Genomic DNA, 14320 nt, shown 5'->3' with positions numbered 1-14320 from the left:
GCAGGGGTCATTCGACGCGGAACAGCCTCATCGAGGTTCCGGAGACGGGCAGCACATCACCCGGCGCGAAGACCTCTTGCTCGTCGGACGGGCGCTCGTGGGCGCTCGACCACAGCGACACGAAACGAGTCGCGCCTTCGATCTCTTCGGGGAGACGCACGTCGATCGGTGATTCGGTGCCGTGCACGATGAGCAGGATGCGGTTGTAGGCCTCGGTGTCGGGTGTGGAGGCAGCGACGTACTGCAGCGTCCGGTTCCCGGGGTCGGCCCACTTGCCCTGCTCCATCGTCTCGCCGTTCTGGTCGTACCAGTCCATCACCGAGGCGTTGGGGATGTGTTCGCCGAGTCGCGCGTAGCGGCTGGGGCGCAGCGCAGGATTCTCCTGACGCAGGCGGATCAGCCGGGAGACATGGGCGCGCAGATCCTCCTGCCAGGGCTCGAACTCCCAGCCGAGCCAGGTCAGCGCCGAGTCCTGCGCATAGGCGTTGTTATTGCCGCGCTGGGTGCGTCCGACCTCGTCGCCGGCGGTGAGCATGGGGATGCCCGCCGAGAGGAGGAGCGTACCGAGCAGGTTGCGCATGGCCTTGCGGCGCGCGGCGAGGATCGTCGGGTCGTCGGTCGGCCCTTCGATGCCATGGTTGAACGCACGGTTCATATCGGCGCCGTCGCGGTTCTGCTCGCCGTTCGCCTCGTTGTGCTTGACGTCGTAGGAGACGAGGTCGTGGAGGGTGAAGCCGTCGTGGGCGGTGACGAAGTTCACGCTGGCGAGCGGACCACGATCCTCGCTGAAGGTGTTCGAGGATCCGGCCAGACGCGTGGCGAACCCACCGATGCCGACCGGGGCCGAGGCACGACGCGCGTAGTCGATGTCGCTCAGCCAGAAGTTGCGCACCCTGTCCCTGTAGCGGTCGTTCCACTCGTGCCACCCCGCCGGGAAGTTGCCCGTCTGCCAGCCGCCGAGGCCGACGTCCCACGGCTCGGCGATGAGCTTCGTGTCGGCGAGGATCGGGTCGGAGGCGATGGCGGTGAGGAGCGGATGCTCCGGCGTGTAGGTGTGGGCGCCGTCGCGGGCGATGGCCGTGGCGAGGTCGAAGCGGAACCCGTCGATCTGCATCTCCTGCGCCCAGTAGCGCAGGGAGTCCAGCACGAGCCTGGCCCCGGCGTCGGTGGCCGTGTTGAGGGTGTTGCCGCATCCGGTGGTGTCGATGTAGACGCCGGACTCGTCCTGGCGGTAGTAGGTGGCGTTGTCGATGCCGCGCAGGCTCGATCGAGGTCCGCCGATTCCCTCTTCGGAGGTGTGGTTGTAGACGACGTCGAGGATCACTTCGAGGCCGGCCTCATGCAGGAGCCGCACCATGCCCTTGAACTCGGCGAGGACCGCTTCGGGTCCCTCCTTGCGGGCCTCTTCGGTCGCGTACGCGGTGTGCGGCGTGAAGAAGTTGAGCGTGTTGTAGCCCCAGTAGTTGGTGAGGCCGCGCTCGAGGAGGCGAGGCTCCGGTACGAAGGCATGTACCGGGAGCAGTTCGATCGATGTGATCCCCAGGGAGCGGAAGTGCTCGATCATCGCGGGGTGTGCGAGACCGGCGTAGGTGCCGTGCAGAGCAGGCGGAACATCGGGGTGGCGCTTGGTGAGTCCCTTGAGGTGGCCTTCGTAGATGACCGTGCGATCCAGCGGGACACGGGGCTTGTGCGAGTCGCCCCAGTCGAACCCGTCGACGATGACGACCGAGCGCCACTCCTCGTAACCGTCGCCCTGTGCGAGGCCACGGGCGTACGGGTCCAGCAGCAGCGTCTCCGGGTTGAAGGTGTTCCCCGGGCCGTGCGGTCCGCCGACGCGGATCGCGTAACGGACTCCCGGCTGGAGGAGCTCGGTGGTGACCTCCCAGATACCTCCGGCAAGGCGTTCGAGAGGCACTTCGTCGGTCGCCCAGTCGAGGTCGGTGGCGTCGAAGACGACCAGTTCGATCGATGAGGCGTTCTGCGACCAGACACGGAGTGTTCCGACGCCGTCGTGCAGACGAACGCCGAGGTTGTCGAGGGCAGATCCGCCGGGCATGGCGAGGTCTCGGGACGCGGGCATGAGTACACACTAGGCGTGATGTGCCGCAGTCTCGCGCCAGGGCGTACCCGGTTCCAGGGGGGAGCGCCCTCTCACTGCGGTTTCGCGAGAGAATCGAAGGATGCGGCACTATCTCGACCACGCGGCGACCACGCCCCTGCGCCCCGAGGCGCGAGATGCCTGGCTGGCCGCGTCGGAGACGGTCGGCAACGCCTCCTCGACGCACGGTCCCGGGCAGGACGCCCGTCGTCTGCTGGAGGAGTCGCGGGAGCGTGTCGCCGCGGTGGTCGACGCCGACCCGATCGAGATCGTGTTTACCTCGGGTGGCACCGAGTCCATCAACCTCGCGCTGCAGGGACTCTGGCACGCCCGCCCTCCGGGATCATCGGTCATCGTGCTGCCCGACGGCGAGCATCACGCGACGATGGACACGGTCGCGGCGCTCGTGGATGAAGGGGCCGAGCTGCGACGGGTGCTCGTCACCCCCGAGGCGCGGATCGATCCGGAGGAGTTCGCCGCCCTGTTACCCGGTGCCGCGCTCGCGACCGCCCTCGCTGCCAACAACGAGGCCGGGACGATCAACGATGCCCGTGCCCTCGCTGCGGCCGCAGCGGTGTCGCACGTCCCCCTCCATCTCGATGCCGTCGCCGCGCTCGGACACGTGCCGCTGTCGTTCCGCTCCCTGCGCGGCGAGGCCGCAAGCGGCGTCGGACTCGTCGCGATGAGTCTCGCCGGGCACAAGATCGGCGCCCCTGTCGGCGTCGGAGCGCTCGTCACCGCCCGCTCCGCCCGCGTCACCGCGCTGCTTCGTGGCGGCGCGCAGCAGCGCGGTCTCCGCGCGGGTACGCAGGACATAGCCGGAGCCGCCGCGTTCGCCGCCGCCCTCGAGCTCGCCGAGAACGAACGCGAGGACGAGGCGGCCCGACTGCGCCTGCTGCGCGACCGTCTCGTCAGCGGGATCCGTGCGGCTGTGCCTGCCGCCGAGCTCCTCGGAGATCCCATCGGGCGTCTCCCCGGCAACGCGCACCTGCTGTTCCCCGGGGCTGTGGGGGAGAGCCTCCTGTTCCTCCTCGATGTCGCCGGGGTGGCCGCTTCGACGGGTTCCGCGTGTCAGGCGGGAGTCGCCGAACCCTCGCATGTCGTCATCGCGATGGGACGCAGCGAGCGAGACGCCAGGAGCGTCCTGCGTTTCTCCCTCGGGCGCACCTCGACGGACGCCGACGTCGACGCGGTGCTCGGCGTGATCGCGGAGGCATACACGCGCGCATCCGGCGCCGGCACAGCCGCACGCTCGTAGACTGGTGTCATGCGGATCCTTGCGGCGATGAGCGGTGGAGTCGACTCCGCCGTCGCGGCCGCCCGAGCCGTGGAGGCGGGGCACGACGTGGTCGGAGTGCATCTGGCACTCTCCCGGGCCGGAGGAACCTTGCGCACGGGCAGTCGTGGGTGCTGCACCATCGAGGATGCGCTGGACGCCCGTCGTGCCGCTGACGTGCTCGGCATCCCGTTCTACGTGTGGGACTTCTCGGAGCGTTTCCGCGACGACGTGATCCAGGACTTCATCTCCGAATACCAGGCCGGCCGCACCCCCAATCCGTGCATGCGGTGCAACGAGAAGATCAAGTTCGCCGCGCTCCTGGAGCGCGCGATCGAGCTGGGTTTCGACGCGGTGTGCACCGGGCACTATGCGACGCTGATCGACGGCGATCGGGGACTCGAGCTGCACCGCGCGTCCGACAACGCCAAGGACCAGTCCTACGTGCTGGGAGTGCTGACCGCCGAGCAGCTCGCGCACACCTACTTCCCCCTCGGCACGACGCCGTCGAAGGCGATCGTCCGCGCGGAAGCCGAGGCACGGGGTCTGAGCGTCGCGCAGAAGCCGGACAGCCACGACATCTGCTTCATCCCCGATGGAGACACCCGAGGCTGGCTCGCCGAGAAGGTCGGCACGGCGACGGGCGAGATCGTCGATCGCAGCGGAGAGGTCGTGGGCTCGCACGAAGGGGCCCACGCCTTCACAGTGGGACAGCGCCGCGGCCTCAAGCTCGGAGTCCCGGCAGCGGATGGCAAGCCACGGTTCGTCCTCGAGGTGCGCCCGGTCTCGAACACCGTCGTGGTCGGTCCGAAAGAAGCCCTCGCGATCGCCGAGATCGCCGGGGAGCGGTTCAGCTGGGCCGGCGCCGCACCCACCGAGGCATCCTTCGAGTGCCACGTGCAGATCCGCGCCCATGCCGAGCCGGTCGCCGCGCACGCCGCGATCTCCGACGAAGGGGTACGCGTCACCCCGGAGCTGCCGCTCGACGGTGTCGCACCAGGGCAGACCGCCGTGCTGTACATCGGAACCCGAGTGCTCGGGCAGTTCACGATCGACACCACGGTCTCGGCCGTTCCCGTCGGCGCGTAGACGCTTCGGGTGTCGGTGCCCGCTCGTAGACTGACGGGGTGCCGGAGAACATCTCGCTGGAAGACGCCCGAACCGAAGCCGAGGAGCTGACCACTCGCATCCTCGATGCGAAAGAGGCCTACTACGGCCGTGACACCTCATTGGTCGACGACTTCACGTATGACGGATGGATGCACCGGCTCGAAGAGCTCGAACGTCTGCATCCCGAACTGCAGGGACAGGACTCGCCGACGCAGATGGTCGGAGCCGCCGAGGCGACAGGGCTCGCAACCATCGAGCACGCGGAGCGGATGCTCAGCCTCGACAACGTCTTCTCCATCGAAGAGCTGAGGGAGTGGGCGGCGAAGACGAAGGCCTCGGCAGGGCGCGAGGTCGCCTGGCTCACCGAGCTGAAGATCGACGGACTGGCGATCAACCTCCGCTACGAGAACGGTGTTCTCACCTCTGCAGCCACCAGAGGCGATGGGCGTGTGGGAGAGATCGTCACCGAGAACGCTCTGCGTCTTCCGGAGATCCCGTACCGGCTGAGCGGGGAGGGCCACCCCTCGATCGTCGAGGTGCGCGGCGAGGTCTTCATCCCCGTGGCTGCGTTCGAACGGCTCAATGCGGCGCAGGCGTCCTTCCGCGAGCGCGCATATGCCGATGCTCTCGAGCGGTGGGAGTCGCGTGGGGGAGTGAAGAAGCCCTTCGATGAGGAGAAGGCGAGGACCGCGGCCGCCCGACGATTCCCCGCCTTCGCGAATCCGCGCAACGCGGCCAGCGGAGGTCTCCGCCAGCAGATCGACAAGAAGAACGGTCTCGAACTCGAAGCAGGCCTGCTGCGGATCGAGTCGCTCGCCCTCTACGTGCACGGCGTCGGCGCATGGGCGAACCCTCCCGTGGCGGCGCAGAGCGAGGTGTACGATCTGCTCGCACAGTGGGGGCTGCCCACGAGCCCGCACACGAAGGTGTGTCGCACCGTCGACGACGTCGTATCGTTCGTGGAGTACTTCGGCGAGCACCGGCACGACATCGAGCACGAGCTCGATGGGATCGTGGTCAAGGTCGACGAACTCGAGCTGCACGATGAACTCGGTGCGACGAGCCGCGCGCCGCGCTGGGCGATCGCCTACAAGTACCCGCCGGAAGAGGTGCAGACGAAGCTGCTCGACATCGTCGTGTCGGTCGGTCGCACCGGTCGTGCGACCCCGTTCGCGGTCATGGCCCCCGCTCACGTCGCCGGTTCCGTCGTCCGCCAGGCGACTCTGCACAACAAAGACGTCGTCAAGGCGAAGGGGGTGCTGATCGGCGACACCGTCGTGCTGCGCAAGGCCGGCGACGTCATCCCCGAGGTCCTCGGACCGGTGGTCGAGAAGCGCGACGGCAGCGAGCGGGAGTTCGTGATGCCTGTCGACTGCCCGGAGTGCGGCACACCGCTGCGGGCGATGAAGGAGGGCGATATCGATCTGCGGTGCCCGAATGCGAGGTCGTGCCCGGCACAGGTGCGCGGCCGCGTCGAGCACATCGGCTCCCGTGGCGCCCTCGACGTCGAAGCGCTGGGCGAGGTCACCGCTGCCGCGCTGACGCAGCCCACGTCTCCCTCGGTGCCGCCGCTCGAAACCGAGGCGGGTCTTTTCGCGCTCACCCTCGAGCAGCTCGTTCCCATCGAGCTCTTCGTGCGCGACGCCGAGACGGGGCTCCCCAAGGAGGACGAGGACGGGATCGTGAAGACCCGAGCACCGTTCAGACGAAACCCCACACCGACCGAGAAGAAGGCCGGTCTCGAGGGTCCCCAGCCCTCATCCCAGGCGCTCACTCTGCTCGCTGAGCTGGAGAAGGCGAAGACCAAGGATCTGTGGCGACTGCTCGTGTCACTGAACATCCGTCACGTCGGCCCTGTCGCCGCCAGGGCGCTTGCCCAGTGGTTCGGTTCCCTCGACGCGATCCGCGCGGCCTCGCGTGATGAGCTGGCCGCAGTGGAGGGCGTGGGCGGGATCATCGCCGATTCGCTGCTCGCCTGGTTCGACGTCGACTGGCACCAGGAGATCGTGCAGCAGTGGACGGATGCGGGTGTGCAGTGGGCGACGCCCGGCCACCCCGGCCCTGGTGCGGCTGTCGCCGAGGGCGGCGTCCTCGAAGGTCTGACGGTGGTGGCGACCGGCTCGCTCGACGGATATACGCGAGAGGGTGCGCAGGAAGCCATCCTCAAAGCGGGCGGAAAGGCGGCCTCCAGCGTCTCGAAGAAGACCCACTTCGTCGCTGCCGGACCCGGCGCGGGGTCGAAGCTCGCGAAGGCGGAGGAGCTCGGTCTGCGCATTCTCGACGCGGCGCAGTTCCACATCCTGGTCACCGAAGGGCCTGACGCGCTCCCGCCCGTGGCCGAAGAGTCGTGAAGCGCTACGGACCGCTGATCGTGGTCCGTGAGGCGCTGGCTGTCGGAGACCCCGGTCGGCATCACCTGCGACTGACCCCTGACGCCGTGATCATCCGCGAGGGCGTCGAGAACCGTGGCATCGTGCGATGGGCCGACATCGAGGAGATCGCGATCGACGTCCCCACGACCAGGTTCCGCCTGCCGGGTCTGGTCAGCACCCTGCTGCTCGGAGCGCTGACCGCGGCGATGCTGACCGACCCCGGGGTCGATCCCGACGACGGTGCGGTGACTCTGACCGTCGACGGCGAGCCGCGCACTCTCCCGCTGAGCCGGCACCATGTCGGCGGCTATTGGGCGCCCACGGTCGCCGGCGCGCAGCGACTGATCGCCCATCTCATCGCGCACCCGGAGCAGCGCGCGCTTCTCGCACACCCGGAGCCGCTGATCGACGTGGCGGCACGACTCGCGCGCGGAACGGGCTAGCTCGTCCCGCGCGCGAGTGCGGTCAGCTCTTGTGACGCGGCTTGCGGAACGGCTTCTCGTCGCGCGTGTCTCGTGCCGGACGCTCATCGTGATCCCGACGCTCGAAACGGTCGCTCCGTCCGCCGTCATCGCGGCTCTCACGGGGACCTCCCGCGCGTCGTGCGCCGGGGCCGCGGTCGGGCTTGATCTCGATCAGACGACCGGAGATACGCGTGTCGCGCAGCTTCTCGAGGACGGAAGCATCGAGGTTCGACGGCAGCTCCACGGTGGAGAAGTCGGGGCGGATGTTGATCGCGCCGAAGTCGTCGCGCCCCAGTCCACCCTCGTTGGCGAGCGCGCCGACGATCTGTCGCGGCTCGACACGGTGACGTCGGCCGACCTCGATGCGGTAGGCGGTGTAGTCGCCCCGCCCGCGTCGCTCGGTACGCGGTTCGCGAGCGTCACGGCCGGCGCGCTCTCGCGGCGGACGATTGTCGGCTTCCACCGCCCTGGTGAGGGCATCGTTGGCGGGGTCGAGGAGCAGCGGCTTGTCGCCCTGCGCCACGACGGCGAGGGCCGCGGCCACATCGCCCTCCGGCACGTCGTGGTGACGGACGTAGTGCGCGACGATGTCGCGGAACGCCTCGATGCGCGCGGTCTCCGACAACGCCGTGGTGATCGCGTCGTCGAAGCGGTTCAGGCGCGTGGTGTTGACGTCTTCCGTGCTGGGCAGCTGCATCTGCGTCGGGACCTGACGGGTCGCCTTCTCGATGTGCTTGAGCAGGTAGCGCTCGCGCGGCGTGATGAAGCTGATCGCATCACCGCTGCGACCCGCACGGCCCGTGCGTCCGATGCGGTGCACGTAAGACTCGGTGTCGGTGGGGATGTCGAAGTTGATGACGTGGCTGATGCGCTCGACATCGAGACCACGCGCGGCGACGTCGGTGGCGACGAGGATGTCGAGCTTGCCGTCCTTGAGCTGGTTCACGCTGCGCTCGCGCTGCACCTGGGGCACGTCGCCGTTGATCGCGGCAGCGGAGTAGCCACGGGCACGCAGCTTCTCGGCGAGCGTCTCGGTCTCGTTCTTGGTGCGGACGAAGACGATCATGCCGTCGAAGTTCTCGACCTCGAGGATGCGGGTGAGCGCGTCGACCTTCTGCGCGTACGACACCACGAGGTACCGCTGCGTGATGTTCGTGCCGGTCGCGGTCTTCGACTTGATGCTGATCTCTTCCGGATCGCGCAGGTACTTCTGCGCGAGGCGACGGATCTGCGGGGGCATGGTCGCGGAGAACAGGGCGACCTGCTTCTCGACGGGCGTCTGCGCGAGGATCTGCTCGACATCTTCCGCGAAGCCCATCTTCAGCATCTCATCGGCCTCGTCGAGCACCAGGTACTGCAGCTGCGAGAGGTCGAGAGTGCCCTTGGCGAGGTGGTCCATGATTCGCCCCGGCGTGCCGACGATCACGTGCACGCCGCGGCGAAGAGCAGAGAGTTGCACGCCGTAGGCCTGGCCGCCGTAGACGGGCAGCATGTGCACGCCCTTCATCTTGGAGGCGTAAGACTCGAAGGCTTCACAGACCTGGAGGGCGAGCTCGCGCGTGGGAGCCAGCACGAGGGCCTGCGGGGTCTTCTGCGAGACGTCGAGGCGCTCGAGGACGGGGAGCGCGAATGCCGCGGTCTTCCCGGTACCGGTCTGCGCCATGCCGACGACATCGCGGCCGGCGAGAAGAGTCGGGATGGTGGCCGCCTGGATGGGCGACGGGGTCTCGTATCCGAGATCCTTGATGGCTTTGAGGACGGGCCCGGTGATGCCGAGCTCCTCGAATCCGGGGGTCGCGGGAGTGTCCTCGGGGGCGTCGGTCAGCACTGCATCTTCAGGGGTCACTTCCCAAGGGTAGCGCGCCGGGACGATCGGCGCCTGTGAGGGCGTCCTCAGACGCCTGTCGTCAGCGCGATCAGCTTGTCCTTCACCTGGCGCCGGAGCACCTTCCCGATCAGAGACTTCGGGAGCTCATCGACGACGAAGACACGACGAGGGACCTTATAGGGCGTGAGGATGCTCCGTGCGAAATCGCGGATGGCCTCGACGTCGACATCTGTTCCCTGGTCGACGACGATCGCCGCCACCACCTCTTCGCCGGAGTGCTCGCTCGGCAGACCGACGACCGCAGCATCCGCGACCTGCGGGTGCTGGCGCAGGGCGTTCTCGACCTCGGTGGGGGCGACGTTGAAGCCGCCCGTGATGATGAGTTCCTTGATGCGGTCGACGATGCGCACGAAACCGGCGTCGTCGATCGTCACGATGTCGCCCGTGCGGTACCACCCGTCGACGAAGACGGCCTCGGTCTCCTCGGGCTTGCCGTAGTAGCCCGAGAACACCTGCGGACCGCGCACGACGAGTTCTCCGGCCGTGCCGGGCGGTACGTCTTCGCTCGGGTTCTCCGGGTCCACGACGCGGCATTCGGTGCCCGGAAGGGGGAGTCCGACGGTGCCGGGAACGCGGTTGTCCGCGACCGGGTTGGCCATGAGGACGGGCGAGCACTCGCTGAGTCCGTAGCCCTCGACGAGATAGCCGTGGGTGGCCTCCTCGAACGGAACGACCAACTCGTGCGGCAGGGCCATGGCACCCGAGATGGCCACCTCGATGCCGTCGAGTGACACGCCCTCGGCCTTCGCGGCGGCGAGGAGGCGATCCGCGATGGGCGGCACGAGCGGCAGGAATGTCGCCGGGTGCTTCTTGACGACGTCGAGAACGAGTTCCGGGTCGAACTTGGGGAACAGCACCAGTCGTGCACCCATCGACATCGCGAACGTCAGACAGAGCGTGAGGCCGTAAGCATGGAACATCGGCAGGACCGCGTAGACGACGCATCCCTTGCCCCGTTGGATGGAGGGAACCCACGCCTGGGCCTGCGCCGCGTTGGCCAGCAGGTTGCGGTGCGTGAGCGCCGCTCCCTTCGGTGTCCCTGTCGTTCCGGAGGTGTACTGGATGATCGCGAGATCGTCGGTCAGCGGCTTCGGGTGCGACGCCGGGAGTGGTTCCGAGGCGAGCAGCGTGTCCCAGACGACCGTGCCGCGCACCCTCTCCGTGAGCGCGGCTCGCGACTCGCGTGCTTTGGTCACCGGCAGCCGCAGGGCGAAACGGGTGAGGAAGGGCATGGCGCGGGTCACGTCCACCGAGACGAGGTTCGTCACCGCAAGATCCGCCGGGAACTCCTGCACCGTGGAGACGACTTTGTTCCAGACGATCGCGTGCTTCGCGCCGTGGTCTTCGAACTGCTTGCGCAGCTCACGCGGCGTGTAGAGCGGGTTGTGCTCGACGACGACGGCGCCGAGACGGAGCACCGCATAGAAGGCAACGATGTGCTGCGGGCAGTTCGGCAGCACGATCGCGACGGGGTCGCCGGCGCGGACACCGAGATCGCGCAGACCCGCCGCCGCGCGCTCGACCGCCGACTGGAGCTGCGCATACGTCGTCTCCCGACCGAAGAACTGGAGGGCGGGGGCGTCCGGATAGTCGCGCGCCGAGGCGGCGACGATGTCCACGAGCGATCCGTCGACGGGAGAGAGGTCTTCCGGGACGCCGGCGGCATAGCTGGCGATCCACGGGCGAGGAGGCTGGAACGTGCTCACCCGCCCAGCATAGGGCGAGCCGCGTGAAGAGCATGGGACTGCGGAGCGCGCCAACTAGACTGGGGGAGTGTCTGAAATCACCCCTGAACTCGTGCGCCATCTCGGTGTGCTCGCACGCATCCAGCTGAACGACGACGAGGTGTCGCGGCTCACGAGCCAGCTCGACGCGATCGTCGACAACATCGCGAAGGTGTCGGAGGTCGCAACCCCCGACGTCGTCGCGACGAGCCACCCGATCCCGCTGAGCAATGTCTTCCGTCCCGACGTGGTCGGGCAGACGCTCACGCACGAGCAGGTGCTTCAGAACGCACCGGATGCCGCCGACGGCCGCTTCCGCGTGACCGCGATCCTGGGAGAAGAGCAGTGAGCGACATCATCCGGCTGGATGCGGCGGATCTCGCCGCGAAGCTCGCCGCCGGCGAGGTGTCGAGCGTCGAGGCGACGCAGGCGCACCTCGACCGCATCGCTGTGGTCGACGGCGACGTTCACGCGTTCCTGCACGTCAACCAGGGGGCGCTCGAGGCCGCAGCGGCGATCGACGCACGACGGGCCGCCGGTGAGTTGCTCGGCCCGCTCGCAGGCGTACCGCTGGCCATCAAGGACGTGCTGGTCACGACCGACCAGCCGACGACGAGCGGCTCGCGCATCCTCGAGGGATACCGCTCGCCGTACGACGCCACGGTCGTGGCGCGGTCACGCGCAGCGGGCATGATCGCCCTCGGCAAGACGAACATGGACGAGTTCGCCATGGGCTCCTCCACCGAGCACTCGGCGTACGGCCCCACGCACAACCCCTGGGACCTCGATCGGATCCCTGGCGGCTCCGGCGGCGGCTCTGCCGCCGCGGTCGCCGCGTTCGAGGCGCCCCTCGCGCTGGGTTCCGACACCGGAGGCTCGATCCGTCAGCCCGCCCACGTGACCGGCACGGTCGGCGTCAAGCCGACATACGGCGGTGTGAGCCGTTACGGAGCCATCGCCCTCGCCTCGAGCCTCGACCAGGTGGGCCCGGTCTCTCGGACCGTGCTCGACTCCGGTCTGCTGCACGACGCGATCGGCGGGCACGACCCGAAGGACTCGACCTCGCTGCGCGACACCTGGCCCTCGTTCGCCGAGGCCGCACGAGAGGGTGCGCGCGGAGACGTGCTCAAGGGCCTCAAGGTGGGCGTCATCCGCGAGCTCCCGGACAGCGGATTCCAGCCCGGTGTGGCATCGTCCTTCCGCAGCGCGCTCGCGCTCATGGAGTCGCAGGGTGCCGAGATCGTCGAGATCGGCGCCCCCCACTTCGAGTACGGCGTCGCCGCGTACTACCTGATCCTCCCTGCCGAGGCATCCAGCAACCTCGCGAAGTTCGACTCGGTGCGGTTCGGCCTGCGGGTGACTCCCGATGGCAACCCGACCGTCGAGGACGTCATGTCCGCGACACGCGACGCCGGATTCGGCGACGAGGTCAAGCGACGCATCATCCTCGGCACCTACGCGCTGTCCGCCGGTTACTACGACGCCTACTACGGCAGTGCGCAGAAGGTCCGCACCCTCATCCAGCAGGACTTCGCGAACGCCTTCGCCGAGGTCGACGTGATCGCGACGCCCTCGGCGCCGACGACGGCGTTCAAGCTCGGCGAGAAGATCGACGACCCGCTGCAGATGTACCTGAACGACATCACCACGATCCCGGTGAACCTCGCTGGCGTTCCCGGCATCTCCATCCCCAGCGGTCTGGCAGACGACGACGGTCTCCCCGTCGGCATCCAGTTCATCGCCCCGGCTCGTGAGGACGCCCGACTCTACAAGGTCGGCGCCGCGCTCGAGACGCTGCTCGTGGACTCGTGGGGTGCGCCACTGCTCACCCGTGCACCGCAGCTCGCAGGAGGGAAGCGCTGATGGCCGCCGCCAAGCTCATGGACTTCGACAAGGCGCTCGAGATGTTCGAGCCGGTCCTCGGATTCGAGGTGCACGTCGAGCTCAACACGAACACGAAGATGTTCTCGGATGCGCCGAACCCGGCGAACGAGGCGTTCCACGCCGCCGAGCCGAACACGCTCATCGCCCCGGTCGACCTCGGGCTGCCCGGGTCGCTGCCGGTCGTGAACGAGACGGCCATCCGCTCCTCGATCAGCCTGGGGCTCGCCCTCGGCTGCTCGATCGCGGAATCGAGCCGATTCGCCCGGAAGAACTACTTCTACCCGGACCTCGGCAAGAACTACCAGATCTCGCAGTACGACGAGCCGATCGCCTACGAGGGATCGGTCGAGGTCGAGCTCGAGGACGGAACGCTCATCACGATCCCCATCGAGCGCGCGCACATGGAGGAAGACGCCGGGAAGCTGACCCACATGGGTGGGGCGACCGGACGCATCCAGGGCGCCGAGTACTCGCTGGTCGATTACAACCGTGCCGGCGTGCCTCTGGTCGAGATCGTCACCAAGACGATCTTCGGTACCGACCACCGTGCACCCGAGGTCGCCAAGGCGTATGTGCAGGCCATCCGCGACATCGTCCGCGGACTCGGCATCTCCGAGGCGCGTCTCGAGCGCGGCAACCTGCGATGCGACGCGAACGTCTCCCTCCGGCCCCGCGGCCAGGAGAAGCTCGGCACGCGCACGGAGACGAAGAACGTGAACTCCATGCGGTCGGTCGAGCGTGCGGTGCGGTACGAGATCCAGCGCCAGGCGCAGATCCTCGCCGACGGCGGGACCATCACGCAGGAGACCCGGCACTGGCACGAGGACACCGGCACGACCTCGCCCGGCCGTCCCAAGTCCGATGCCGACGACTACCGCTACTTCCCGGAGCCCGATCTGCTGCCGGTGGAGCCTGCCGCCGAACTGATCGAAGAGCTGCGCGCGGCGCTGCCCGAGCAGCCGGTGGCACGCCGTCGCCGCCTGATGGCGGAGTGGGGCTTCACCGACCTGGAGTTCCAGGATGTCCGCAACGGCGGACTGCTCGAGGTCGTGGAGGCGACGATCGCCGCTGGGGCGACTCCGGCCACCGCGCGCAAGTGGTGGACGGGTGAGATCTCCCGTCTCGCGAACGCCCAGGAGAAGGACGCCACCGAGCTCATCAGCCCGGAGAACGTCGCAGCCCTGCAGCAGCTCGTCGACGCCGGCACCCTCACCGACAAGCTCGCTCGTCAGGTGCTCGAAGGCGTCATCGCCGGCGAGGGCAACCCGCAGGAGGTCGTCGACGCCCGTGGACTCGCGGTCGTGTCGGACGACGGTGCATTGATCGCCGCCATCGACGAAGCACTCGCCGCGCAGCCCGACGTCATGGCGAAGATCAAGGACGGCAAGGTGCAGGCCGCCGGTGCCGTCATCGGAGCGGTCATGAAGGCGATGAAGGGCCAGGCGGACGCCGCACGCGTCCGTGAACTCATTCTCGAGCGCGCTGCGCAGTAGCGTGCGACCCC

10 protein-coding genes are annotated in these 14320 nt (G+C 68.4%); 7 read left to right on the top strand and 3 right to left on the bottom strand.

Annotation, left to right across the window (positions count from 1 at the left end; translation table 11 throughout):
• Positions 1-7: 7 nt before the first annotated feature.
• Positions 8-2080 carry a glycogen debranching protein GlgX gene (glgX, locus tag ASC55_RS02850; RefSeq protein ID WP_055868453.1) on the bottom strand — a complete coding sequence of 691 codons (2073 nt, stop codon included), beginning with the start codon at positions 2078-2080 and terminating at the stop codon, positions 8-10.
• A 100-nt stretch (positions 2081-2180) separates the two neighbouring features.
• Here glgX and ASC55_RS02845 point away from each other — a divergent pair, with 100 nt between their 5' ends.
• The 4 genes from ASC55_RS02845 to ASC55_RS02830 are packed head-to-tail and all read left to right on the top strand — an operon-like array spanning position 2181 to position 7299.
• Positions 2181-3356 (top strand): cysteine desulfurase family protein, encoded by a 1176-nt coding sequence (locus ASC55_RS02845; RefSeq protein ID WP_055872580.1) that lies wholly within the window; start codon positions 2181-2183, stop codon positions 3354-3356.
• A 9-nt stretch (positions 3357-3365) separates the two neighbouring features.
• The gene (gene mnmA, locus ASC55_RS02840) at positions 3366-4463 is read left to right on the top strand and encodes a tRNA 2-thiouridine(34) synthase MnmA (protein ID WP_082524208.1); all 1098 of its coding nucleotides are present in this window, start codon (positions 3366-3368) and stop codon (positions 4461-4463) included.
• Between the two features lie 38 nt (positions 4464-4501).
• Positions 4502-6835: an NAD-dependent DNA ligase LigA gene (gene ligA, locus ASC55_RS02835; protein WP_055872578.1), complete on the top strand. Its 2334-nt coding sequence runs from the start codon at positions 4502-4504 to the stop codon at positions 6833-6835.
• The gene (locus ASC55_RS02830) at positions 6832-7299 is read left to right on the top strand and encodes a hypothetical protein (RefSeq protein WP_055868438.1); all 468 of its coding nucleotides are present in this window, start codon (positions 6832-6834) and stop codon (positions 7297-7299) included. The genes ligA and ASC55_RS02830 overlap by 4 nt, the downstream gene beginning before the upstream one ends.
• A 22-nt stretch (positions 7300-7321) precedes the next feature.
• Here ASC55_RS02830 and ASC55_RS02825 read toward each other — a convergent pair whose 3' ends face one another.
• Both ASC55_RS02825 and ASC55_RS02820 read right to left on the bottom strand, forming a co-directional pair.
• Positions 7322-9166, bottom strand: coding sequence for a DEAD/DEAH box helicase (locus ASC55_RS02825; RefSeq protein ID WP_442922344.1), 1845 nt, complete (start codon positions 9164-9166; stop codon positions 7322-7324).
• Positions 9167-9213: 47 nt separating this feature from the next.
• Complete coding sequence (locus ASC55_RS02820; protein ID WP_055872576.1) at positions 9214-10914, bottom strand: long-chain-fatty-acid--CoA ligase; 1701 nt, start codon at positions 10912-10914, stop codon at positions 9214-9216.
• A gap of 67 nt (positions 10915-10981) precedes the next feature.
• Between ASC55_RS02820 and gatC the strand changes: the two genes are divergently transcribed.
• Genes gatC through gatB form a run of 3 tightly spaced genes read left to right on the top strand, consistent with a single transcriptional unit; the run spans position 10982 to position 14309 of the window.
• Positions 10982-11281, top strand: coding sequence for an Asp-tRNA(Asn)/Glu-tRNA(Gln) amidotransferase subunit GatC (gatC, locus tag ASC55_RS02815; RefSeq protein WP_031206170.1), 300 nt, complete (start codon positions 10982-10984; stop codon positions 11279-11281).
• A complete protein-coding gene (gene gatA / locus ASC55_RS02810) occupies positions 11278-12795 on the top strand; it encodes an Asp-tRNA(Asn)/Glu-tRNA(Gln) amidotransferase subunit GatA (RefSeq protein WP_055872575.1) in 1518 nt (505 codons plus the stop codon). Before gatC ends, gatA begins: the two co-directional genes overlap by 4 nt.
• On the top strand, positions 12795-14309 hold the full coding sequence (gene gatB, locus ASC55_RS02805; RefSeq protein ID WP_055868421.1) for an Asp-tRNA(Asn)/Glu-tRNA(Gln) amidotransferase subunit GatB: 1515 nt from the start codon (positions 12795-12797) through the stop codon (positions 14307-14309). Before gatA ends, gatB begins: the two co-directional genes overlap by 1 nt.
• The last annotated feature ends 11 nt before the right edge of the window (positions 14310-14320 follow it).

Origin of the sequence: Microbacterium sp. Root322 (genome assembly GCF_001425645.1) — a bacterium.
Lineage (GTDB): Bacteria > Actinomycetota > Actinomycetes > Actinomycetales > Microbacteriaceae > Microbacterium > Microbacterium maritypicum.
Note: the sequence above shows the minus strand (reverse complement) of the source record. Positions and strands in the feature narration are given on the sequence as shown.

Coding starts and splice junctions, on each gene's coding strand:
- glgX (WP_055868453.1), bottom strand. CDS start 2,080: ATGCCCGCGTCCCGAGACCTCGCCATGCCCGGCGGATCTGCCCTCGAC.
- mnmA (WP_082524208.1), top strand. CDS start 3,366: ATGCGGATCCTTGCGGCGATGAGCGGTGGAGTCGACTCCGCCGTCGCG.
- gatB (WP_055868421.1), top strand. CDS start 12,795: ATGGCCGCCGCCAAGCTCATGGACTTCGACAAGGCGCTCGAGATGTTC.
- ASC55_RS02845 (WP_055872580.1), top strand. CDS start 2,181: ATGCGGCACTATCTCGACCACGCGGCGACCACGCCCCTGCGCCCCGAG.